The organism is Paenibacillus pinihumi DSM 23905 = JCM 16419 (assembly GCF_000422505.1).
GTDB lineage: Bacteria > Bacillota > Bacilli > Paenibacillales > Paenibacillaceae > Paenibacillus_D > Paenibacillus_D pinihumi.
The window spans coordinates 458820-480682 of sequence record NZ_KE383865.1; the positions used below are offsets into that span (position 1 = coordinate 458820).

At 46.3% G+C, this 21863-nt stretch carries 19 protein-coding genes, 1 pseudogene and 1 riboswitch; of the genes and pseudogenes, 12 read left to right on the forward strand and 8 right to left on the reverse strand.

Annotated elements, in window-relative coordinates:
- The first annotated feature begins 150 nt into the window (after window positions 1-150).
- From metE to H583_RS0122365, 6 genes are all read left to right on the forward strand, one after another.
- On the forward strand, window positions 151-2442 hold the full coding sequence (gene metE, locus H583_RS0122340) for a 5-methyltetrahydropteroyltriglutamate--homocysteine S-methyltransferase (RefSeq protein ID WP_028562411.1): 2292 nt from the start codon (window positions 151-153) through the stop codon (window positions 2440-2442).
- Between the two features lie 198 nt (window positions 2443-2640).
- Window positions 2641-2931, forward strand: coding sequence for a DUF2277 domain-containing protein (locus H583_RS0122345; protein WP_028562412.1), 291 nt, complete (start codon window positions 2641-2643; stop codon window positions 2929-2931).
- Between the two features lie 117 nt (window positions 2932-3048).
- Complete coding sequence (locus H583_RS0122350; RefSeq protein ID WP_028562413.1) at window positions 3049-3375, forward strand: ArsR/SmtB family transcription factor; 327 nt, start codon at window positions 3049-3051, stop codon at window positions 3373-3375.
- Window positions 3376-3789: 414 nt separating this feature from the next.
- On the forward strand, window positions 3790-4701 hold the full coding sequence (locus H583_RS0122355) for a LysR family transcriptional regulator (RefSeq protein ID WP_028562414.1): 912 nt from the start codon (window positions 3790-3792) through the stop codon (window positions 4699-4701).
- 318 nt (window positions 4702-5019) lie between these two features.
- A complete protein-coding gene (gene blaOXA / locus H583_RS0122360; RefSeq protein ID WP_028562415.1) occupies window positions 5020-5904 on the forward strand; it encodes a class D beta-lactamase in 885 nt (294 codons plus the stop codon).
- Window positions 5901-7931, forward strand: a complete 2031-nt coding sequence (locus H583_RS0122365) for a penicillin-binding transpeptidase domain-containing protein (RefSeq protein WP_051236844.1) — start codon at window positions 5901-5903, stop codon at window positions 7929-7931. Before blaOXA ends, H583_RS0122365 begins: the two co-directional genes overlap by 4 nt.
- Before the next feature lie 60 nt (window positions 7932-7991).
- Here H583_RS0122365 and H583_RS33945 read toward each other — a convergent pair whose 3' ends face one another.
- From H583_RS33945 to H583_RS0122385, 4 genes and pseudogenes are all read right to left on the reverse strand, one after another.
- Window positions 7992-8705 (reverse strand): FHA domain-containing protein, encoded by a 714-nt coding sequence (locus H583_RS33945; protein WP_051236846.1) that lies wholly within the window; start codon window positions 8703-8705, stop codon window positions 7992-7994.
- Window positions 8706-8909: 204 nt separating this feature from the next.
- Window positions 8910-9518, reverse strand: coding sequence for a sugar O-acetyltransferase (locus tag H583_RS37370; protein ID WP_281170136.1), 609 nt, complete (start codon window positions 9516-9518; stop codon window positions 8910-8912).
- Window positions 9519-9533: 15 nt separating this feature from the next.
- Window positions 9534-10304: pseudogene (locus H583_RS37375) on the reverse strand (sugar phosphate isomerase/epimerase family protein); the annotation flags it as partial.
- Window positions 10305-10359: 55 nt separating this feature from the next.
- Entirely contained in the window at window positions 10360-11742 is a 1383-nt protein-coding gene (locus H583_RS0122385; RefSeq protein WP_245585968.1) for an MATE family efflux transporter, read from the reverse strand.
- A gap of 46 nt (window positions 11743-11788) precedes the next feature.
- Here H583_RS0122385 and H583_RS0122390 point away from each other — a divergent pair, with 46 nt between their 5' ends.
- The gene (locus tag H583_RS0122390) at window positions 11789-12739 is read left to right on the forward strand and encodes an AraC family transcriptional regulator (RefSeq protein ID WP_081667435.1); all 951 of its coding nucleotides are present in this window, start codon (window positions 11789-11791) and stop codon (window positions 12737-12739) included.
- Here the strand turns inward: H583_RS0122390 and H583_RS33955 are convergent.
- Complete coding sequence (locus tag H583_RS33955; RefSeq protein WP_245585969.1) at window positions 12736-14184, reverse strand: DHA2 family efflux MFS transporter permease subunit; 1449 nt, start codon at window positions 14182-14184, stop codon at window positions 12736-12738. The two genes, H583_RS0122390 and H583_RS33955, sit on opposite strands and share 4 nt — an antisense overlap.
- 212 nt (window positions 14185-14396) lie before the next feature.
- Complete coding sequence (locus H583_RS0122400) at window positions 14397-15581, reverse strand: MFS transporter (protein WP_028562419.1); 1185 nt, start codon at window positions 15579-15581, stop codon at window positions 14397-14399.
- A 117-nt stretch (window positions 15582-15698) separates the two neighbouring features.
- Window positions 15699-15797: riboswitch (purine riboswitch) on the reverse strand.
- A gap of 185 nt (window positions 15798-15982) precedes the next feature.
- Here H583_RS0122400 and H583_RS0122405 point away from each other — a divergent pair.
- Window positions 15983-16399 carry a VOC family protein gene (locus H583_RS0122405; RefSeq protein WP_028562420.1) on the forward strand — a complete coding sequence of 139 codons (417 nt, stop codon included), beginning with the start codon at window positions 15983-15985 and terminating at the stop codon, window positions 16397-16399.
- 91 nt (window positions 16400-16490) lie between these two features.
- Here H583_RS0122405 and H583_RS0122410 read toward each other — a convergent pair whose 3' ends face one another.
- The gene (locus H583_RS0122410) at window positions 16491-16931 is read right to left on the reverse strand and encodes an acetyltransferase (RefSeq protein WP_028562421.1); all 441 of its coding nucleotides are present in this window, start codon (window positions 16929-16931) and stop codon (window positions 16491-16493) included.
- A gap of 225 nt (window positions 16932-17156) precedes the next feature.
- The gene (locus tag H583_RS0122415; RefSeq protein ID WP_028562422.1) at window positions 17157-17339 is read right to left on the reverse strand and encodes a hypothetical protein; all 183 of its coding nucleotides are present in this window, start codon (window positions 17337-17339) and stop codon (window positions 17157-17159) included.
- Window positions 17340-18323: 984 nt separating this feature from the next.
- Between H583_RS0122415 and H583_RS0122425 the strand changes: the two genes are divergently transcribed.
- From H583_RS0122425 to galU, 4 genes are all read left to right on the forward strand, one after another.
- On the forward strand, window positions 18324-18749 hold the full coding sequence (locus H583_RS0122425; RefSeq protein WP_028562424.1) for a hypothetical protein: 426 nt from the start codon (window positions 18324-18326) through the stop codon (window positions 18747-18749).
- A 477-nt stretch (window positions 18750-19226) separates the two neighbouring features.
- The gene (locus H583_RS0122430; protein WP_028562425.1) at window positions 19227-19979 is read left to right on the forward strand and encodes a YveK family protein; all 753 of its coding nucleotides are present in this window, start codon (window positions 19227-19229) and stop codon (window positions 19977-19979) included.
- Window positions 19960-20655 (forward strand): CpsD/CapB family tyrosine-protein kinase, encoded by a 696-nt coding sequence (locus H583_RS0122435; protein ID WP_028562426.1) that lies wholly within the window; start codon window positions 19960-19962, stop codon window positions 20653-20655. The genes H583_RS0122430 and H583_RS0122435 overlap by 20 nt, the downstream gene beginning before the upstream one ends.
- Window positions 20656-20959: 304 nt before the next feature.
- A complete protein-coding gene (galU, locus tag H583_RS0122440; RefSeq protein WP_028562427.1) occupies window positions 20960-21859 on the forward strand; it encodes a UTP--glucose-1-phosphate uridylyltransferase GalU in 900 nt (299 codons plus the stop codon).
- Window positions 21860-21863 lie beyond the last annotated feature (4 nt).

Consider the following 21863-nt stretch of genomic DNA (forward strand, 5'->3'; position numbering starts at 1 on the left):
AAGCTATAACCAGTTATAGTTAATTGGATTTATTAATATCCGAGTAAATATGTTATCTTTTTAACTATAGAAAAACGAGCCGAATAAAAAGCTCTTCATTGATCTTAACAAGAGATTGTAATTCATATTATATTGCAGAGGAGTTTTTACATGAGAAGCGGTAACCTGGGATATCCCCGCATTGGCCGGGACAGAGAATGGAAGAAAGCGCTGGAGGCATTCTGGGCCGGCAAGCTTGAAGAGGAAGCGTTCCACGCGGAACTGAAGGCTATTCGTCTTGGCAATCTGAAAGCCCAACAAGAACAAGGAATTGAAGTGATTCCGGTTGGCGATTTCAGCTACTATGATCAAATCTTGGATACATCCGCAATGTTCGGACTTATTCCAAGCCGTTTTGGCTATGAGGGTGGCAAGGTTGGCTTGTCCACTTACTATGCGGTGGCGCGTGGTACCCGTGAAGCAGCAGCTTCCAGCATGACCAAATGGTTCAATACGAACTACCATTACATCGTGCCTGAGCTGGAAAGCACATTGAAGCCTGTACTGACCGGGAATCGTCTGCTGGATGCTTACCGCGAAGCGAAGCAGGAGCTTGGCATCGAAGGAAGACCTGTACTGGTCGGCTTGTATACATTCGTGAAGCTGTCCAGAGGCTATGCGGCAAATGAACTGGAAAGCTGGATCGACCGCCTGCTTCCGCTGTATGTTCAAGTACTGCAAGAGCTGGCTGCTGAAGGTGTACAAGAGGTTCAGGTTGACGAGCCGATCCTGTCCACTACTCTTGGCAAGGAAGAGCTTGCTATTGTTGCCCGTATCTATGAGACGCTGGCGAAGGAAGCTCCTGGCGTGAAGCTGTTCCTGCAAACGTACTTTGAGTCTGTTGACCATTACGAAGCAGTAGTTGCGCTTCCTGTTCACGGAATCGGTCTTGACTTCGTTCATGACGGCGGACGCAACCTGGAGTCGGTCAATAAGCACGGCTTCCCGGCAGACAAGGTGCTGGGCGTTGGCCTGATTGACGGAAGAGGGATCTGGAAAGCAGACCTTCACAGCAAGCTGGCGCTGCTGAACACGATCAGCCAGACTGTTGCTGCTGACCGCATCATCGTACAGCCTTCGAGCAGCCTGCTGCATGTTCCTGTAAGTGCAAAAGGCGAACTGAAGCTGGACGCTGTCCTGCGTGACGCGCTTGCTTTCGCTGATGAGAAACTGGCTGAGATTGCGCTGATTACCAAAGCCGGCAACAATGGCATTGAAGCGGTAGCTGCTGAGCTGGAATCTGCAAGCAACAGCCGCAAAGCATTGGAGCAATCTGCTTCCCGTGCCCGCAAAGTGGTACATGAGCGTATCGCAGACCTGGCATCTCAGCCATCCGACAGACCTGCAAGCGTCGAAGCGCGCAGAAAAGCACAGCAGGACAAATGGCAATTGCCATTGTTCCCTACAACTACAATCGGAAGCTTCCCGCAAACGCCTGAAGTTCGCCGCGCACGTCTGAAATGGCGTAAAGGCGAATGGAGCGAAGAGCAGTACGAGACCTTCATTAAAGACGAGATCAAAACCTGGATCGATATCCAGACAGACCTTGGCCTGGATGTATTCGTACATGGTGAATTTGAGCGTAATGACATGGTGGAGTTCTTCGGTGAGAAGCTGGCCGGATTCGCGTTCACTTCCAACGGTTGGGTACAATCCTATGGCTCCCGCTGCGTGAAGCCGCCAATCATTTACGGAGATGTTGAATTCACGGCTCCGATGACAGTTGCTGAGACTGTTTATGCACAATCCCTGACAGCTAAGCCTGTTAAGGGCATGCTGACAGGCCCGATCACGATTCTCAACTGGTCCTTCGTGCGCGACGACAAGTCCCGCGAAGAAGTTGCTTACCAGATCGCGCTTGCTCTCAGAGAAGAAATTGAAGCACTGGAAGCAGCAGGAATCGGCATGATTCAAGTGGATGAGCCTGCATTGCGTGAAGGCTTGCCGCTGAAGCGCGAGCAATGGGCTGCATATCTGAAATGGGCCGTTCATGCATTCCGTCTGTCCACATCCACAGTAACGGATGAGACACAAATTCATACGCATATGTGCTATAGCGAATTCAATGATATCATTGAATCCATTAGTGCACTGAATGCGGACGTAATCTCCATTGAAACTTCGCGGAGCCATGGTGAGCTGGTGAAGAGCTTCGAGGATTTCACGTATGACAAAGGAATCGGTCTGGGTGTCTATGATATTCACAGCCCGCGCCTGCCATCCGTTGAGGAAATGGGTTCCATGATCGACCGTGCACTGCGTGTACTCGACCCTGCACTGTTCTGGATCAACCCGGACTGCGGACTCAAAACTCGTAAGTATGAAGAAACAGTAGCTTCTCTGCGCAACATGGTAGAAGCAACTGTAGTTGCCCGTCAGAAATACGCTCGTCAAGAAGTATAATTATTAAGTAAATGCTTTAATACGTTTTTCCTGCACAAAAAAACCTCTCTCTTCAAAAGGCGGTACGCATAGCGTATCGCCTTTTGTCATTTCAGGATCATCACTTAGATTTCATTTTCATATAAAGATGTAATCAGGCCAAGCATTCGGTACAATAAGCAGTAAGAGGTAAATCCAAGCATGGAGAGGGAGATGACAATGTGCAGAAATATTAAACCGCTGTTTAATTTTGATCCGCCTGCTACCGACGAGGAAATTGAGGCAGCGGCGTTGCAATTTGTGCGTAAAATTAGCGGCTTTACGAAGCCTTCGAGGGTAAATGAAGAGGCCTTCCAGACTGCGATTGCAGATGTGGCTTCCGCTGCCCGCCAGTTGTTGAATTCGCTGGAGACAAGTGCCGAGCCCCGTAACCGTGAAATTGAGAGGGAACGTGCCCGTGAGCGGAATGAGAAACGGTTTGGAACCGGTAAGCCGGAAGTAACCGGATAATCCTCTTGGGGTCTGAAGGGATTTTTGAATACAGCAGTCTATTTTTTCATATTCCTTTACAGGAATATTCCGATTAGTATATATTAGAGGTATGATTCAAGTTTGGAGTAGATGGGTATGAATGTAACCACGTTTAGTGCCTTGGCCGAGCCGAATCGGCTGGATATCGTCCATTTGCTGCGGGAGGGACCGCTCCCCGTAGGCGAAATTGCCGGACGTCTGGAGCTGAATCAGCCCCAGACATCGAAGCATTTGCGTGTGCTCAGTGATGCCGGGCTGGTGGAGGTGCAGGCAGCGGCGAACAAGCGGATATATAGCCTTCGGGCTGAACCTTTGGAGGAGATGAATACGTGGCTGGATAGCTTCCGGAGCATGTGGGAAGACAGATATGACCAATTGGATGCCTATCTTCAGCAGCTGCAACACAAGAAGGAGGACAGCTAAGACTGTCCTCTGGAGTGATTCTGTTTCCCGATACCTGGCAGGTAAAAGGGAGTGTATTTCCCGTTCGTCCTGTAAGGAGAAGTTCGCAAATACCAATAGCTGTTCATCCGCTGCGTCCATGCAGGAGATGGGCAGCTGTTTTTATATGCCATAACTGCTGCCGGACTTGCCAATTGCGTATGGAATCGTTATAACTATAAGATATATAAGTTGAACAAAAGAAATAAACATCGATAGCCAGAGTGTGAAAGGATTCTGAAGAAATCCGGGGGCAACAGCGATCGACATCACACGGCGGCCCTACGTGACATTCATTCGTTCAACTTATATAGAATGAATGCCGTATTTCAGGTTGACGTATCGCGCCACAGGCTGAGTATCAGGTGATAGGAGCGTCAGAGAGGACTATGAATCATGACCTTACAACAATTAAAATATGTGCTTGAGGTCGCCAACCGCGGTTCGATGAACGAAGCGGCCAAGCGATTGTTCATATCACAGCCCAGCTTGTCCAATGCCATTAAGGACCTGGAGAAAGAGCTTGGCATTACCATTTTCGAGCGGACGAACAAGGGGATTTTTCTGTCCAAGGAAGGGGCGGAATTTCTCGGCTATGCCCGCCAGGTTATTGAACAAGCGGAGCTGCTGGAAGGACGGTATTTGAACGCCAAGCCTTCTCCGCAGCATTTTTCGGTATCGGCACAGCACTATGCTTTCGCTGTTAATGCGTTCGTCAAGCTGGTCAATGACCATGGCAAGGATGAATACGAGCTGGCACTACGGGAGACAAAGACACATGAGATTATTCAGGATGTGAAAAGCCAGCGCAGCGAAATCGGAATCTTATATTTGAATGAGTTCAACTCCAACGTGATTAACCGGCTGCTTAAGGACGCGAACCTGAAGTTCACGAGCCTGTTCACAGCCAAGCCGCATATATTTATCAGTGTCAAAAATCCGCTTGCCAAGCAGTCCGTCGTCACTATTGACCAGTTGGATGAATACCCTTATCTGTTTTTTGAACAGGGGGAATTCAACTCTTTTCATTTCTCGGAGGAAATTCTGAGCACCCTGACCCATACCAAGAGCATCCGCGTCAACGACAGGGCAACGCTCTTCAATCTGCTGATCGGCTTGAACGGGTATACCATTTCCACGGGTGTATTGAGCGCAGAATTGAACGGCAATGATATCATCCCGGTGCCGCTGGACTGTGAAGAGACGATTAATGTCGGCTGGATCAGCCACCAGAATGCCGCGCTCTCCATGCTCGCAACCGAGTATATTGAAGCCCTTCATGAGGCGATTGGGGAACAGAACAGCTAATTTCATAACATAAGATATGCTCTGTACCGGAAAGCCGGACAGGGCATTTTTTTTGAATATAGGCTCAGACAGATTCATCTTATTTAATAGATACATTGCTACTACCGGAAGGTTACAGACTGCTTTGCAGGAACATATTTCCCCGCGGACTTCTCTTATACAAGCCCATCTATGATGAACTTATCATTTTGCTGTGACTGTTGTTCTATTGAATGCCCTCTGGTGCTGTTCTATGATAAGGCTGTCCATAATCTCATAGAAAATGGATGGGCCAAACGAAACAGAGGCACCATCCGGCATTAAAGGGGTCAAACTAATATGATAAAAAAATCCATTCTTATAGCTGTTGCGGCTTTTACAGTGTTTGTCGGATTTGCTGGAGGGTGCTCGACTCCCTCAGCAGTTCCGATGCGTCCGGTATTTGAATTCAGCCACAATCAAAATCAGAAGCAGACGGAGAAAAGTGATTATCCGGATTTGAATCAGATGAATGTTTCGTCTTACTTCCCAAATAACAAAAGCACATTTGTATTGAAGGACCTGGACAGCAAGCAAACTTATATACTGAATGACAATCTGGCCAATACCCGGTATGCGCCGCAATCCACTTTCAAAATATTAAATGCACTAATCGGATTGCAGACTGGAGCAGTAGCTGATGAATATACAGTGAAACGCTGGGATGGCAAAAAACGCTCCCGGGACGTATGGAATCAGGATCACACACTTGCATCCGGGATGCGTTATTCTGTTGTCTGGTACTTTCAGGCTATGGCCCGGGATATTGGTGAGAGCCGTATGCAGGAGTGGTTAAACCGCGTCGACTACGGCAATAAAGATAGCAGCGGCGGAATTGACCGCTTTTGGCTGAACAGCACACTTGAAATTTCTCCTGTAGAGCAGGTTGAATTTATAACGAAGCTTGTTCAGGAAACCTTGCCATTTGACCAGAAATGGATGAAAACTGTAAAGCGCATCATGATTCAAGAGGAAGAGAATGAATATACGATTTATGGAAAAACCGGCGGAAGCACCAATCCGGCATATACCTGGTATGCAGGCTTTATGACGATTGCGGACCGGACGTATGTGTTTGCGACTTATGTTCCGGCGGAAGAGGGAAAGCCTGCGCCAAATGCAGCGGAAATTACGAAGCGAATTTTAAATGATTGTATTATTTCCCGGAAAGGAGACGAGCTATGAAGCCATCACATTTGCAGATTTGGTCTTCAAGCACGCTATTGTTCTTCCTGTTGTTAAGCGGATGCAGCAAGGAAGAGGAGAATCCGGCGGATACGGCCGAGGCGTATCTGTCTGAATGGCAGCAGCAGAATTATGCAGGCATGTATGATAAATTAACGCCGGATTCCAGGTCGAAGCTAACTGGTGATGAATTCGTGGAGCGCTATACGAAAATTTATGACGGCATTGAAGCCAAGAACCTGATCATTACTTCAAATCCAAAGACCGATCTTCCACTGGATAAAAATGTCACCGAGCTGTCGTTCAACTACCATGTTGCGATGGATACGGTGGCCGGTCCTGTCAGTTTCGATCATCAATTGAAGCTGGTGAAGTCGGTGGTCGAGAAGGAAGAAAAGTGGCTTGTCGCTTGGGGGCCTTCACTTATTTTCCCCCAGCTGGGTGAAGGTGATAAAGTAAAAGTGCAAACGGCCAAGGGCGCACGCGGCGAAATTTTGGACCGGAAGGGCAATGGGCTGGCGATAAACGGAAGCATGCCTCAAGTCGGGATTGTGCCGGGAAAACTCGGCGATGCGGGTGAGGATGTGAAAGCGAAGCTGGCAGAAAAATTGAACATAAGTGTGGAGGAAATCAATCGCAAGCTTTCAGCTTCCTGGGTGAAGCCGGATTTATTCGTACCCGTAGCTGTTGTGCCGAAGGCGGAAGCGGATCTGTATAAGGATATGCCGGGGGTAGCAGTTCAAAATAAAAAGCTGCGGGTTTACCCGTATGCCGATGCGGCGGCGCATTTAACAGGCTATATCGGCGAAATTAATGCGGAGCAGCTGGAGCGTCTCAAGGATCAGGGCTATGCGGCAGGTGATTGGATCGGCAAGGCGGGACTGGAGCAGGTCTATGAGGAACAGCTTCGCGGGAAAAGAGGAGTTACCGTATCTGTGGTCGATGCTGGGGGAGAAGTTAAAGAAGTCCTGGCTGAGACGAAAGCTTCTAACGGGGCGACAATACAGCTCACGATTGATGCCGGGCTCCAGCAAAAAATTTATGGCGAAGTCCGTCAGGATGCGGCCTCTGCGGCTGCGATCGATCCGGTCAGCGGAGATATTTTGTCCTTGATCAGCAGTCCGTCCTATGACCCGAACGCCTTTCAGCAGGGCTTGTCCAGTGAGCAGTACAACAAATGGAATGATGATCCAAGGCATCCGTTTTTGAATCGTTTCTCTAAGAGCTATGTTCCCGGCTCCGTCTTCAAAATCATGACGGCTGCAATTGGTATGGATAACGAGCTCCTTAATCCGAACGAAACAAAGCAGATCGACGGACTTACGTGGACCAAAGACAGTTCATGGGGCAGCTATTTTGTCACACGGGTACACAGTGTTGGTCAGGTCAATTTATTAACCGCCCTGATTCATTCCGACAACATTTATTTTGCCCGGGCAGCGCTGAACATCGGTACCGAATTGTTCACGAAAGAAGCGGCCAAGTACGGCATTGGCGAACAGCTTCCGGTCCCTTACCCGTTCAGTAAGTCCCAATTGTCCAATAAAGGCATTCAAAATGAAATTCAGCTCGCCGATACCGGCTACGGCCAAGGACAGGTGACCATGACCTCCCTCCACGCTGCCCTGGTATTTTCGGCTTTGGTCAATCAGGGGGATATCGTCAGTCCGCGGCTGATTATGGAAAATGGCGAAAGTAGACCTCCTGTTATTTGGAAGAAGCAAGCGATGTCTCCTGAGTCAGCCGGAGTGTTAAAGGAGCATCTCGTTGAGGCTGTTACTCATCCTGCAGGTGTCGGTCATGGAACTTATATTCCCGGGGCTTCGATTGCAGGCAAGACCGGCACGGCTGAACTTAAAGCTGCCAAGGGGGCAGACGGGCTGGAGAATGGGTGGTTTATCGGTTTTGATGCGAAAAAGCCTGATCTTCTGCTGAGTGTGATGATTGAGGACGTGAAGGGACGCGGCGGAAGCGGGTATGTGACCAAAAAGGTCAAGCCGGTCTTCCAATATGCATCGACAAGGTAAGCAGTATTGTGGCAGCGGTTGGCTCAAAAAAAGGGATCAGCGAATGAGCTGATCCCTTTTTTACTGAGGCACGGTTTGGGCGGCCGGTGTGTTTTGTGCGCTCATATCCCGTAAAATATAGCCTTTTCCCCGAATGCTTTCGATGGAAATGCCATAATTCGTTTTTTTGCGTATCCGGTAAAGCAAGGAATTGATTTCCTCGGAGGTGACAGGTGAAAGTGCATCTTCCGCTGAGCGTTCAGGCCATACACAGGTGATGATTTCTTCTTTGCTGACAAATTGCCGCTCTTTGCGCATCAGCAGTTCCACACAGCGGAATTCCTTTTCAGAGAACTGGTAGCTGCCATCATGGAGCTGAATTGTTTGCCTGACCGGATCAAGCTTATTGTTTACAGTTCGTGCATGATACTGTTCGGAAAAAGGAGAAAAATCCATTGTCTCGTCCAGCTTCGCGGGGAGAAATGTCATGATAATCATGCCTTTTGCCAGGTGAATCATATCAGAAGGACCAAGAACAGCAGGGACAAAAGGAGTCAGTTTGGTCCCATTAAGTTCTGTGCCGTGCTTGCTGTCCAAATCCATAATAAAATAGTTGCCCTGCTCGAAGGAAATGGAAGCATGCTTTCTGGATATATAAATGTTCTCAAATGCAATATCCGGTTCCCAATGGACGTCTTTGCGGCCTAATAATGTATTAAAACGCTGGAGCTGAATTATTGCTCCGCCTTCAAAAGGGGAGCCGCGCAGGATTGCCAGGGATGAATGTAAGCTCAAATTAACAACCTCTTCTCCGACCATATGTATTTTGCACAGTTATCCTTATACAATATAAACGAATTTCAGCCGCAATTTGTTGCTAAAACGTTCATTTCCTTGGAGAATGGACGGGGACAAAGCAAGACCCTGCCGCAATAAAAACAGCTTCTAAATTAAAAAAGACAGCGGGCCCGCTGTCTTTCAAATCCTATTCGATGAAGCTTAAGCCAAATCCTCAGAGCAAATTTCCCGGTCTTTAAAATAGTATTTCTTGTCATGTTCATTAATTTCCCTAAGCACCTTACAAGGATTCCCTACTGCTACGACATTGGACGGCAAATCCTTTGTAACTACACTGCCTGCTCCTACCACTGTATGATCGCCGATCGTCACTCCAGGAAGAATAATGACACCGGCACCTATCCAGCAATTTTTCCCGATCGTGACCGGTGAATTAAATTGATATCCTTGCTCACGAAGTTCAGGCAGGATTGGATGGCCTGCTGTTGCTATAACTACATTTGGACCGAGCATTGTGTAATCACCGACATAGATGTGTGTATCATCAACCAAAGTCAAATTGAAATTTGCATATATATTTTTCCCGAAGTGAACATGCTTGCCGCCCCAATTCGAATGAAGCGGTGGTTCAATATAGCATCCCTCACCGATTTCAGCAAACATTGTGCTGAGCAAGGCTATCCTTTTTTCGTACTCCAGCGGCCGTGTCCCGTTAAAATCATACAGTCGTTCAAGACAAAGTGTTTGCTCTTTCATCAATTGTTCGTCCCCGGGCAAATATAAACGGCCATCATGCAGTTTTTCTTTCATATTTATTTCCACAACCTCATGAAGAAAATTTGTTTTTACCCAATCATAGTTGTTTTCAATGCTTTGCAGCGGCGGATTCTGGCAATCATCCTGCTCGACAATCAGCCAATCAACTCCGGCCTTGCCGGCAGCTTCGATAACGGCTGGCAGATCAACCAGACCCTGGCCAAGTTCAAGTGTTTTCATTTTTCCTTGTTCATCTGTACAGTAATCTTTTAAATGAAGCAGCGGCAGGCGGCCAGCATATTTTTTGATATACTCAATCGGGTCTTTGCCGGCGAACTGCACCCAGCATACATCCATCTCAACTTGAATTGCATCAGGTGTTGTCTCAGCAAACATGCCGTCAAAAGCATTGTTATCGTCTACTGTGCCATAAAACTCAAAATCATGGTTATGGTAACCAAAAATGAGCCCCTGCTTTCGTACCTCATTACCGATGGTTTCAAGCTCAGCAAACAAGGCGCGCCATCCTTCTGTGCTTTGCGGGCGGTCTTCTGGAAACAGATATGGACATACCATATAGTTAGCGCCGATAATTTTCAGGTAATCAATCTCTCTTTGCAAGTCAGCACGGAGCGCCTGGAGAGAAACATGGCTGCTGAATGCTTTTAATCCCAATTGATCCAAAAGCGCCTTCATTTCATCAGCGGGAATACCGCCATAGCCAGCGAGTTCAACACCTTCATACCCCAGTCCCGCTACCTTCTTGAGAACCCCTTTAAAATCTGTTGCCATTTCTTCGCGAAGAGTAAACAATTGGAGTCCAATTTTCATTTTTCTCATTCCTGATTCCCTCTTTCTGTTTGTAAATTTCAATTTGCCTGCAACTAACTCAACCTCATCTTGCTGCAGTCAGATCTCTTGTAATATTATTGACCCATTTATACTGACGATAACGGATTATGGCAACCGGGAGCTTGATAATCTCATCCAGACTGATAACCGCAAAGAGTAGAATGGGAGGCAGATGCCAAACAAAAGCGCCCAAAAGACCCAATGGCAATATAATGCCCCACATAACGATAGTGTCGCACCAAAAACCAAATTTAGCATCTCCTCCGGCACAGAATATGCCTGCAAAGGTTATTGCGTTTATTGATTTGGCCACACAATAATAGGCGCAAATATACAGCATTCCATTGAGATAGCCGTATGCAGTGCTGCTGAGATTAACTACCTCGAAGAGCAATGGTTTAAGGATTAAAATGGAGACCCCGGCCAAAATGCCGAACACGAGCGCATAGATGTTTAACTTGTTCCCGGCTCTGATGGCCATTTGGGTTTCGCCATTGCCAAGATACTTGCCGACTAGCACAGATCCGCCGCTGGCAATGCCTCCACATAATACAATGGCCAAATTTTTTACAACAGATGCAACGGAATTGGCTGCAACCATATCTGCGCTGACATGCCCGATAATAGCAGCTGTTGCAGCCAAAGCACCGCCCCAAACGATATAATTGCCCTGAACAGGCATGGTGTATTTCAAAAAATCTTTTAGCAAATTGCGCTGAATGCCATCACGCAAAGGAAGCCGGAACTTGATGCTGCCGCGTGTGACAGAATGGACAACACAGCAACCAAGTTCAATGAAGCGCGCTGCAACAGTTGCCAGAGCAACAGCCTTAATTGCTTTTTCAGGCATGTCCGGAAATAAGACAAACACACAAATCAGATTGAAAATGATGTTTAAAATGAGGCATACGGAACTGATCCAGGCACTCAACTTTGCGTTCTCCATACTTCTTATGACGCTAAAATAAATCTGGGAAATGCCCATTGCTAAATATGAAAACGAAATAAATTGCAGAAAACCCGATCCGTACTGAATTAGCGTCTCATCATTTGTAAAACAACGCATTAACATATCCGGGAACAGCAGGGACAGCAAAAAAAAGAAAATCGAAATATACATGGAGAACATACAGGCAATACTAAGCACACGCTGTATGGTCTTCAGATATTTCTTCCCCCAATACTGTGCAGTAAGAATGCCTGCCCCTGTGGCTAGTCCCATATAAAACAAAGTTAATATAAAGGTGACTTGTCCGGCCAAAGATACAGCTGACATAGCAGACTGGCTGACGAATCCCAGCATGATCACATCGGCCGTCACAACCAATGCCGTGATGAGATTTTGCAATGCAATAGGAATTACCAGCCGAATCAGTTCGCGCCTGAAATGAGTGTTTGGGTCTCCCAATTGCAAATCATGCTGCACAATCACTCCTCCTTATATGTTTATACTATAAAAATAGTATAATTTTATGGGGGTTTCTATCATAATTGACTATAATAATATTAAAAACGTATTTTTTTTGGAGGGCGATCACTTGTATTCAAAGATGGAGGTTTTTTCTGATTTATCAGAACGGTTAAACTACAATTTATCCAACTTTCCGCTTTACGTGCGAAAAGGGGAGCTTCGTCAATTTGAAAAATACGCTGCCGCATGTCATTGGCATTCTGATTTGGAATTTATATTCGTGCTTGAAGGTTCGATGGATTTTTTTGTGAATGGAACGGTCAATCGAATTGAAAAGAACAATGGGATTTTTGTGAATAGCAAGCGGCTGCATTACGGCTTTTCGGCTGATATGGCCGACTGCTCTTATATAGTAGTCGTTATTCATCCTTCGCTGATTGGGAAGGAAGCATGGGTGGGGAAAGAGTATTGGGAGGAGAAGTTTGGCCCGAATTCCGAAGATTTTATTTTACTTACAGACAAAACACTCTGGCATCGGGAAATCCTTGACACTGTATACCGGATCTACGATGAAATGCATGGACAACAGTGCAATCCGCTGCGTCTGCTATCCAAAGCGATAGCCTTATGTGCTGATATTGGAGAGCAATTAAAACATCATACGGGCCATTTTCCTAACGATCGATTATGGGAAGCTGTCTGGAGAATGACAGGCTTTATCCATGAAAATTATGAAAATAAGATTGTGCTTGATGAGATCGCAGCTGCCGGCTCCGTGTGCAGGAGCCGATGCTGTGAACTATTCAGTACGTACATCGGTCAAACACCAAACGCGTATTTGATGGAGTATCGCATCCAGAAAAGTTGTGAAATGTTGCAGGAAACAGATCGAACGATTAGTGAAATAGCTATTTCATGCGGTTTTCAAAGTGCGAGTTATTTTACTTTCAGATTCCGCAAGGAGATGGGACTCGTACCACTGGAATATCGAAGACGAATAGCTGAGCTCTAGGACTTTGTTCTTCGCAGCAGCAGGCATAAGGGGAGCGATACTGCAACACAGGCGCTTGCAACGAGGAACGCTTCATTCACACTCAGCGTATAAGCGTCAATGTAAGCCGGGCTTCCGGGGAGCGCGCTATCGGATTGTTCAAGTCTGGACTGATGAACCGTAAACCTCGCATCGAAGAGAGAGGTGAACAGTCCCAGAATCAACGCGCTCGTGATCTGCCGGAGCCAGCTGATGAGAGCCGAAGCATGGCCGGAATATTCACCGGGAACAGCCATCATGCCTGCATTCGTAGCGGGAGTCAAGGCAAGCCCGGTTCCAATATTACGAATTGCAAGCCACAAAATCACTGCACCAAGGCTTGTGCCCGGATGAATGGTGCTGAAGCAGAGCGTGGTCAGGAGCATGATGGTACTCCCGATAAACACCAGCAGCGCCGGTCCGGTCCGGTTGTAAAGCTTGCCGGAGAGAAAAGTTGAACAGGTAAGGCATAATGCTGCCGGAAGGAACATTAACCCGCTGTGCAACGGGGTCAGCCCCTGGATATCCTGCAGATAGAGCGGCACAAAATAAACACCGGTATAAAGGCCAACGAATAAAATCAATGACAGGACGAGACTTGATGAGAACAGCTTTGATTTGAATAAACGCAGTTCCAGCAGAGGGGATGAAGTCCGTAATTCATGGAGGACAAAACCAATGCTGCACCCAAGCCCAATTACAAGACAGAGCCAAGGAGTCGGCAGTGACCAGTCCCAGCGGCTCAGATTGCCGAACAGAATAAGCAGGGACAGGCTTCCGGCAGCGGCGAGCAGCAACCCTGTTTTATCTAGTACTTTATTCTGGTTAGCCGGTTTATGGGGAAGATAACGCATGGCAGCAAACAGCACCCCCAAAGCCAGCGGTATGGTGGTTAGGAACAGCATCGGCCAGTTAAAGCTTTGCAGATAGCCGCTAAGTGACGGTGCAATTGAAGTGCTCAGCACAGTGGAGAAAGACCAGATACTAATAGCATGCGGCTGTTTTTCCGCCGGGACAATATTGTAGATCATCGCAAGAGATACAGGCTGAATCAGCCCGCTGAATAACCCCTGGGTCACCCGAAAGACAATGAGCGAATAAATGTCCCAGGACAACGCGCAGAGAAGGGTGGTCAATATAATCCCTGCAATACAGAATAAAAACAGCCGTTTGCTTCCAAATCGCTCGCTGGCATAGCCGCTGACGGGGGCGACGACACCCATTGCCAGGGTGAAACCAGTAATGAGCCATTGGACCGAACGCAGGTCAGTGTTGAAAATATCCATGAATCCGGGCAGGGCGACATTCAATGCGGCAGAAGGATACATGCCCACAAATGAACCAAGAAACAGTATTGTCAGGATAATCCAGAAAGGCTGACTGCCGCTCTGATGTCCTGTGTCAGGCTTTAATTGTACGACGGTCAAAACTGCACCCCAGTTCCAATTTTTTGTAGCATAAAGTAAATTATACTATACCCAGATTATTAATCGGAATTGATTTATTTAATAGCTGAATAGAATTGTTTGAATGACATTATAGTTCGATTATCCCTGCTTACCTGCATGAAAAAAGCCTGGTGGAGGCCGATTGTTGATGCGGCTTCACCCAGGCGAATAATAGATGGAATACAATTCAGTTATGCTTCCCGGGACTGGCCCGCCTGCTTGGGAGCAAGATACAATCCTTGTCTGGAAAGCGAATAGATGGCACAAAGCAATGCGGCGCACATCAGAATACCGCCAACCCATGCGTTGCTGGTAATGGATTCAGCCTTCGTAATGACCACACCACCCAAGGCGGAGCCGATGGCGATTCCGATTTGGATCGAGGAGAAAGTAAAGCTTTGCTGAATATCTGATGATTCCGGGGCGTTTTGAATCAGGTAGCTCTGCTGTGCCGGGGAAATCGCCCAGCTCAATATGCCCCACAAGATAGTCACTAAGGCAAATACATACAAATTAGCCGTCGATACCGGCAAAATAAACATAACAACAATGAATGTACTGACTACAATCAGAATGCTTTTAGCTGCGCCGGCCTTATCCGCCAAGATGCCTCCAAAAAGCCCGCCGCTGACGGCCGACAACCCGAATACAAAATAGGCTGCGCTAATCCAGTACGTATCCAGATGGAGCATGGTTTCCATGAACGGTGTAAAGTAGGCATACATCGTATAATGTCCGGCCAGTGCTAACGTTGTTACGAGATGTGCGCTGATGATTTTCGTGCTTTTAAGCGAGCGGAGCTGAGTCTTTAACGGGACCATATTATCGCTTGGAATCCGACCCAGGAACAACTGGACCGTCACCATAGCGACCAGTGTTAATATAGCGATGATAAGGAACAGGACGCGCCATCCAAAAAAGTCCTGGGCCAGTACGCCCAGCGGTACGCCTAGCACGATAGATGAACTTACCCCCATCGAGATAATGCCGATAACCCGCGCCCGGAAATTTTCGGGTACGATTTTCACAGCGATGGTCAGTGACAAGGTGACAATCAAGGAACCGCTGATCGCATTAATGATGCGGGAGATAAATAAAATGTTGTAGTCTGGACTCCAGAATGCCAGCAGACTTCCAAGTGTGAATACCAGCATGGACCATATATACAGTCGTTTTCGTTCGATTTTAGCTGTCAGGGCAAGCAGCACAGGCCCGGAAACTGCATAGACGAGGGCAAATATGGTAATCAACTGCCCGGCAGTACTTAACGAGACATTCAAATCGTCTGCGATGCTCGGCAGTACCCCTCCAATAATCAGTTCAATGAGACCTGCAGTAAAGGTCGCAATGGTAAGTACGAAGATTTTCAGATTCATGTTGGCCTCCTGATTACAGTTTATTTGTGACTAAAATTCAGCCTGTATAAGCAAGAAAAGAGAAGGCATGCTCATACAGTTGAATAAACAAAAAAAATCCCGGCTAGATGTAAAATGTCTGTTGAACATTTTACTTGTAGCCAGGATGTTTACGGTATCCGGTAGAAACTCTCAAACCATATTATTGAGATTATACGTTGCCTAGTATACAAGACTACTGTCCAAAGATCAATACCAGAGCGGCAATCCATTATTAAGGCCAGCAGCGGACAAGAGATGAGTACAAGTTTCGCAATCGGTAAGAAATTATTCTTCGGTAGCTATGATAAAATTAGGCCATGCCGTAAAGAATAGGAAATGGCTTTTGTACGGTGGGATAAATTTAAATGAGGTGATCGTTTATGGGATTTCAGTCAAGCAAAATATTTGTTAATTTACCGGTAAAGGATTTGCAAAGATCGGTGGCATTTTTCACAGAGCTGGGCTTTGAATTCAACCCGCAATTTACAGATGAGAACGCGACTTGCATGGTTGTGAACGACAAGATTTTTGTTATGCTGCTGGTGGAACACTACTTCAAAACATTCATTACGAAGGAAATTTCCGATACGGGGAAGGATGCAGAGGTAATTGTCGCATTATCGCTCGAAAATCGCGCACGGGTGGATGAGATTGCAGACAAGGCGCTGGCTGTAGGAGGCAAGGCTTCCAATGACCCTGTAGATCACGGCTTTATGTACACCCGAAGCTTCCAGGATCCGGATGGTCATTTGTGGGAATTGTTTTTCATGGATGAAAGTGCAGTTCAGCAAGGTTAAACGTGCAAAGAAAGACCTCTCTATGACGGAGAAGCGGATGTGGTGGACACCCGTTATTTCCCGGTCACAGAGAGGTCTTTTAATGAACGCCTTAGCGCTGGAGTTTCATATGGAGCAGCGGAAACGGTCGTCCCGAACCGTCCAGCTCTGAACGGCCAGTCTGTACGAACCCGTAATGCTCGTAAAATCCTTTGGCCCCGTCGTTTTGCTCATTGACGTCAACCGTCAGATCAGATCCTTTTTGTTCTATAATATGATTTAATAACTGCTTGCCGATGCCTTGTCCATGATAATCAGGATCGATAAACAGCATTTCAATCATTTGGCCGTCTGTGCCGATAAAACCGACAGGCTCCCGGTTCTCATTCAGCGCAACTTGCACTTCAACGGATGTCAGTGCTGCCTCTCTCACCATCTGATGATAGAACTGGATGTCTTCTTCGCTTAGAAAAGAGTGTGTCTGACGCACAGCGCGATGCCATATATCTACGAGTTGGTCATGGATGTCCGCATGGTACGGGATAATTGTCATTGATTTTCTTCCTCCTGCTAAAAAAGAACGGGATAATTTACTTCTTGAATATAACACAAGGCAAGCCAAAAAGCCCGAATCTCCAGTTAAACAGGAGGTTTCAGGCTTAAATTCCGCTTGTAATGGAATCAGATTTTCTATTTGAACGTATCAGCGAGGGATGCAATTTGTGCTGTATCCAGACTCATTTGCCCGTGCATCCGATCGGATAACGAAGAGAATCCATTAAGCGTAATACTCCATCAGCAACTCTGCAGTTTCCTGAGGCTGCTCATTTTGTTCTTCCAATCCTTTCTTTTCCCAGCATGCCTTGCAGGCTTTCTCGGTATCGCACTTCTCGGCATCCTGGCATGTATAACAATTATGAAGATAAAAGCGGGTCAAATCCATTTTATTTTGGTCTGTCATGTGAATCCTCTCCTTTTAAATCTTCTATTATAATAGGTGTGTAAGCTATATCCTTTATGCTTTAATTGTAGCTGCTCATCACAGAATAATATGTGATTTTTTTCACATTAAAACACCTAAATGTTTTGCCTGACGCATAGTTTTAGCTCCCGGCCGGCTTTTTCAAGCTTGGAAATAAGGTGAGATTCACTGAACATAAGAGGATGATCGGGCATGAATCTCAAAAGCCAGCCGGCTTGGATACCGTTTTGCCTGACCCTTGTTCCCGGGCCTGGTCAAAGTCTCCTGCAAAAGGGCCTTGGATAGTGGCAACAGACTAGGTAAATTGGCGGTATCTATGTCATAGGGGCAGCCCGAATCATGATTTTTGGGACAGGTCTTGAGCAGGAAATCAAAGTTGCGGTAGCTAAAAATATTCTCATATTCCTTTAATTTAAAGCGTTTACAAAACATTTTGCCCATTCGCAGCATTACGAGAGAGATAGCCTTCTGGGCAAACAAAATAGGAATAAAGCCGTGCAAATTTTGTCCTTAGGGTATGACAACAGGTATGACAAAATCAGGCTTTAATCCATTCTTTCAGAACAGCGATACCGGGGAAAAGAGCGATTTCATAGTCTCGGGTTCCTGCCCGAAAAAACGAAAAAACTCGTCAAAACGCCGGAATGCGGCTTAAATACAACATTTTTGAGGTGTTTAGTATGTAAATGCCAATCTTTATTGATCAGGCAACCTTGCCAAAATAAGACCCCGCGGGTACAATCCGTCACATTGTTACTCGTAATGAGTATTAATTGATGTAATATTACTCGTTATGAATAATTAAAAAATACTCTAGTCAAAAAGACGGACTAAATGGGCTTAATGATCAAAACCAGATAATCGACACGAAATGACATTATTTTCGAAAATCTTGCTTTATAATTATTCAATATGTATAACTATTTCACAAAAGTAATAGTCGAAAAGGGAGAGGAAAGGAAAATGAATCAACAACAGCTTGCCAAGATGAATATTTACCACATCGCTACAGAGCAAATTGATCAGATTTCAGACAGCTTCCAGGTAATGATGAGACGCAAACAACGCTCACTGAAAGTCAAAGAGTTTCTGAAGCGTCTAGCCGCCGACCCGTCATTGGATAATAGCGGGGCACTTTCGACAACACGAAGCATTGCAGAATGGCTGCACAAAACAGAATATCCGATCAGGCAGGAAATGATATTTGACTACAGTAAGAAGCGCTTTGTGCCTTCAGAAAACAAGCCTTTGATTGATTTGGCTGACCTGATGAGCCGTCTGCTTCAAAAACAGGGAATGGACTGCACCTTTGAGGATATGATGGATTTTGTCCTCTCCGGCGGATCGATAGATGAATTTATGAATGTTTATGCACGTAAACAAAATTAATTAAGAATGCAATTGAATTTTGCAAATAAAAAATGTGGTTATAAAAATATATTTACAAAATTATTCGAAATGAATTATAATCAAATCGACAAATTCTCCAAATGAATAATTCGATGAACAAGCTTGAAAAGTCGGATATTGGCGAAAGAGACTCCAAATTAGGTGAAAATGATGCTGGCCATGGGGAAGGCACGGCTCTGCCATCAGAACGGGAGGCAAGTTATAAGGCTTTATTTTTTTGCTCGAGTGGTCGCGAAATGAATAATGATTTATCACTTGTGTTCATATACCGTCAGGGACGACGGTGAAAATTTAAAGGAGGAAATGTCGAGAACTACAAAAGTCAATCGAAAAGACGATGTCCCCTTAAAATAGTTTCAATATTCAGAATAATCAGAATTAATAAAGACGGTAAGCTGCCTTTAATACAGCGATCCGACAGATCATGTTCAAACAAGGTAAACGGAGGAAAGTGGAATGGAACTCAAACAATATTGGAATGTAGTCAAAAAGAGGCTGTGGCTGGTGATGTTGCTGGTCATTACGACAAGCCTGGCGACAGGGATATATTCGTTTTACTTTATTAACCCGCAATACGAGGCTTCAACCAAGCTCATTGTGAACCAGACGAGTAACCCGAATGATTTGCTGACCAAGCTTGATTTGAGCACAATCAACTCGAATATCCAGCTGGTGAAGACGTACAAGGAAATCATCAAGACACCTCGCATCATGGGCAAGGTTGTGGAACAGTATCCTGATCTTGGACTGACTGCGAGAGAACTGGTCGAGAAGGTTAGTGTCAGCTCCGTTAACGATACACAGGTGATGTCGGTAACGGCAAAGGATAATTCCTATGAGAAAGCAACGAAGATCGCAAATGCGGTATCAAGTGTATTCCAGGAGCAGATTCCGACACTGATGAAGGTGGATAACGTCTCGATTTTGAATGAAGCAGACGCTTCCACCCCAATGGCTCCGGTATCCCCAAATATCAAATTGAATCTGGCTGTAGCATTTTTGATGTCACTGCTTGCGGGTCTCGGCATTTCATTCCTGCTGGAATACCTGGATGACACGGTGAAGACGGAGGAGGATATCCGCAATATTCTCGGATTGCCCACATTGTCCGTTATTCCGAAAATCCGGGAGAATGATTTGGCCGCACAGGGCAAGAAGCAGACAGGACAACATCTGAGGAGGGAAGGCAATGTCACACTCGAAACGTAAGGCACCGCTCATTACGGAAACGAATCCGAAATCACCGATTTCAGAAGCCTACAAAATTTTGCGAACGAACATCGAATTTTCGAATCTGGAAGAAAATATCCGGGTCATCATGGTTACCTCGACCAAAATGAACGAAGGCAAGAGTACAACTTCAGCCAATATGGCTGTCACTTACGCACAATCCAGCAAGCGCGTGCTGCTCATTGATGCGGATATGCGCAAGCCGACTCAGCATCATATATTCGATGTCTCAAACCGCGAAGGATTAACCTCGGTACTGAGCAACCAGAAAGAGCTTGATGATGTCCTTGTTTCGACCTCGATCCCTAACCTGAGTTTGCTTCCCGCAGGACCGGTGCCACCCAATCCGTCAGAAATGCTAGGTTCGACAAGAATGGATGCGCTGCTGGAGAAGAGCAAAGAGTCTTTTGACATCATAGTGATTGATACACCGCCTATTATGATTGTCACTGATGCCCAGATTGTAGCAGCCAAGAGCGACGGTGTCGTACTGGTTATCGATTCCGGTAATGTCAAGAAAGAGGCGGCGCTAAAGGCCAAGATCAGCCTGGATCATGTGAAGGCCCGTGTACTCGGTGTCGTGCTGAACAACATTAACCGCAAAAATGCGGAAGGTTATTACTACTATTACGGCTCCAATAAGGAGAGCTCATAGCTTAATTAGCGAAGAGAAGCCTGCAGTCAGGCAGCATTACAGCAAGATCAGTTACATACATGAAGCTGCGTATTGCTTGAATGATTCAAGCGATGCTGAAGGTAATGTCTCCTGCACCTATATCACTGGAGGCACTCGGTCATGCTGTGGGTCTAACTAAGGACCTTAGACATTATTGTCGGTGGTGTGATGAGAGGCGGGGTTGGATGCCCCGGAATTCAGGATAGAAGAAATAATAGGAAATCATGATTCAGGCTATTGAGCCAATTTGTTGTAGACAAACTACAGGATAGGGTGATGGAAGATGAAAAAAGTGAAAAAAGCGATCATTCCCGCTGCCGGATTAGGGACTCGTTTCTTGCCTGCAACCAAAGCTATGCCGAAGGAAATGCTGCCGATCGTGGACAAACCCACCATCCAGTATATTGTAGAAGAAGCCGTTGAATCCGGTATCGAAGACATTATTATTGTTACAGGCAAAGGCAAGCGCGCCATTGAGGATCACTTCGACCATGCGTTCGAGCTGGAAGACAATTTGTTCAGCAAAGGCAAATTTGAGCTGCTGGATGAAGTTCGCCGTTCCTCCAACGTGGATATTCACTATATCCGCCAGAAAGAGCCAAAAGGACTCGGTCATGCCGTATGGTGCGCCCGTAATTTTATCGGGAATGAACCGTTTGCCGTGTTGCTCGGCGATGATATTGTTCAAGCGGACAAGCCTTGCATCCGCCAGCTGGCAGAACAGTATGAGAAGACACAAAAATCGGTCATCGGAGTACAGAGCGTACCGGACGATCAGACACACCGTTATGGAATTGTTGCACCGTCACAGAAGTTTGGCAGATTGTATGAAGTCAGCCGTTTTGTCGAGAAGCCGCCCAAAGGACAGGCGCCTTCGAATCTGGCGATTATGGGACGTTATGTACTGACGCCGGAAATCTTTCAATATCTTGAAAATCAAGAGGTGGGTGCCGGTGGCGAAATCCAGTTGACGGACGCCATACAAAAATTGAATGAATCACAATCTGTGTATGCATATGATTTTGAGGGGGTTCGCTATGACGTCGGTGAAAAGCTTGGATTTATTTTGACGAGCCTGGGCTTTGCGCTTCGCAACAAAGAGCTTCAAAACCCGCTAATGTCCGCGCTGGAAGAGCTGATGGAAAGAGAGCGGATCAAGCCCCTTCTGATGAAAGAGGGGTGAGCGT

What these genes read in the sequence shown, in the direction of transcription:
- H583_RS0122415 (WP_028562422.1), bottom strand. Translation starts at nt 17,339, where the DNA reads ATGACAGACCAAAATAAAATGGATTTGACCCGCTTTTATCTTCATAAT.
- H583_RS0122425 (WP_028562424.1), top strand. Translation starts at nt 18,324, where the DNA reads ATGAATCAACAACAGCTTGCCAAGATGAATATTTACCACATCGCTACA.
- H583_RS0122430 (WP_028562425.1), top strand. Translation starts at nt 19,227, where the DNA reads ATGGAACTCAAACAATATTGGAATGTAGTCAAAAAGAGGCTGTGGCTG.
- H583_RS0122400 (WP_028562419.1), bottom strand. Translation starts at nt 15,581, where the DNA reads ATGAATCTGAAAATCTTCGTACTTACCATTGCGACCTTTACTGCAGGT.
- metE (WP_028562411.1), top strand. Translation starts at nt 151, where the DNA reads ATGAGAAGCGGTAACCTGGGATATCCCCGCATTGGCCGGGACAGAGAA.
- galU (WP_028562427.1), top strand. Translation starts at nt 20,960, where the DNA reads ATGAAAAAAGTGAAAAAAGCGATCATTCCCGCTGCCGGATTAGGGACT.
- H583_RS0122410 (WP_028562421.1), bottom strand. Translation starts at nt 16,931, where the DNA reads ATGACAATTATCCCGTACCATGCGGACATCCATGACCAACTCGTAGAT.
- H583_RS0122345 (WP_028562412.1), top strand. Translation starts at nt 2,641, where the DNA reads ATGTGCAGAAATATTAAACCGCTGTTTAATTTTGATCCGCCTGCTACC.
- H583_RS0122435 (WP_028562426.1), top strand. Translation starts at nt 19,960, where the DNA reads ATGTCACACTCGAAACGTAAGGCACCGCTCATTACGGAAACGAATCCG.
- H583_RS0122390 (WP_081667435.1), top strand. Translation starts at nt 11,789, where the DNA reads ATGGGGGTTTCTATCATAATTGACTATAATAATATTAAAAACGTATTT.
- H583_RS0122365 (WP_051236844.1), top strand. Translation starts at nt 5,901, where the DNA reads ATGAAGCCATCACATTTGCAGATTTGGTCTTCAAGCACGCTATTGTTC.
- H583_RS0122355 (WP_028562414.1), top strand. Translation starts at nt 3,790, where the DNA reads ATGACCTTACAACAATTAAAATATGTGCTTGAGGTCGCCAACCGCGGT.
- H583_RS37370 (WP_281170136.1), bottom strand. Translation starts at nt 9,518, where the DNA reads ATGAAAGAAAAACTGCATGATGGCCGTTTATATTTGCCCGGGGACGAA.
- H583_RS0122405 (WP_028562420.1), top strand. Translation starts at nt 15,983, where the DNA reads ATGGGATTTCAGTCAAGCAAAATATTTGTTAATTTACCGGTAAAGGAT.
- H583_RS0122350 (WP_028562413.1), top strand. Translation starts at nt 3,049, where the DNA reads ATGAATGTAACCACGTTTAGTGCCTTGGCCGAGCCGAATCGGCTGGAT.
- blaOXA (WP_028562415.1), top strand. Translation starts at nt 5,020, where the DNA reads ATGATAAAAAAATCCATTCTTATAGCTGTTGCGGCTTTTACAGTGTTT.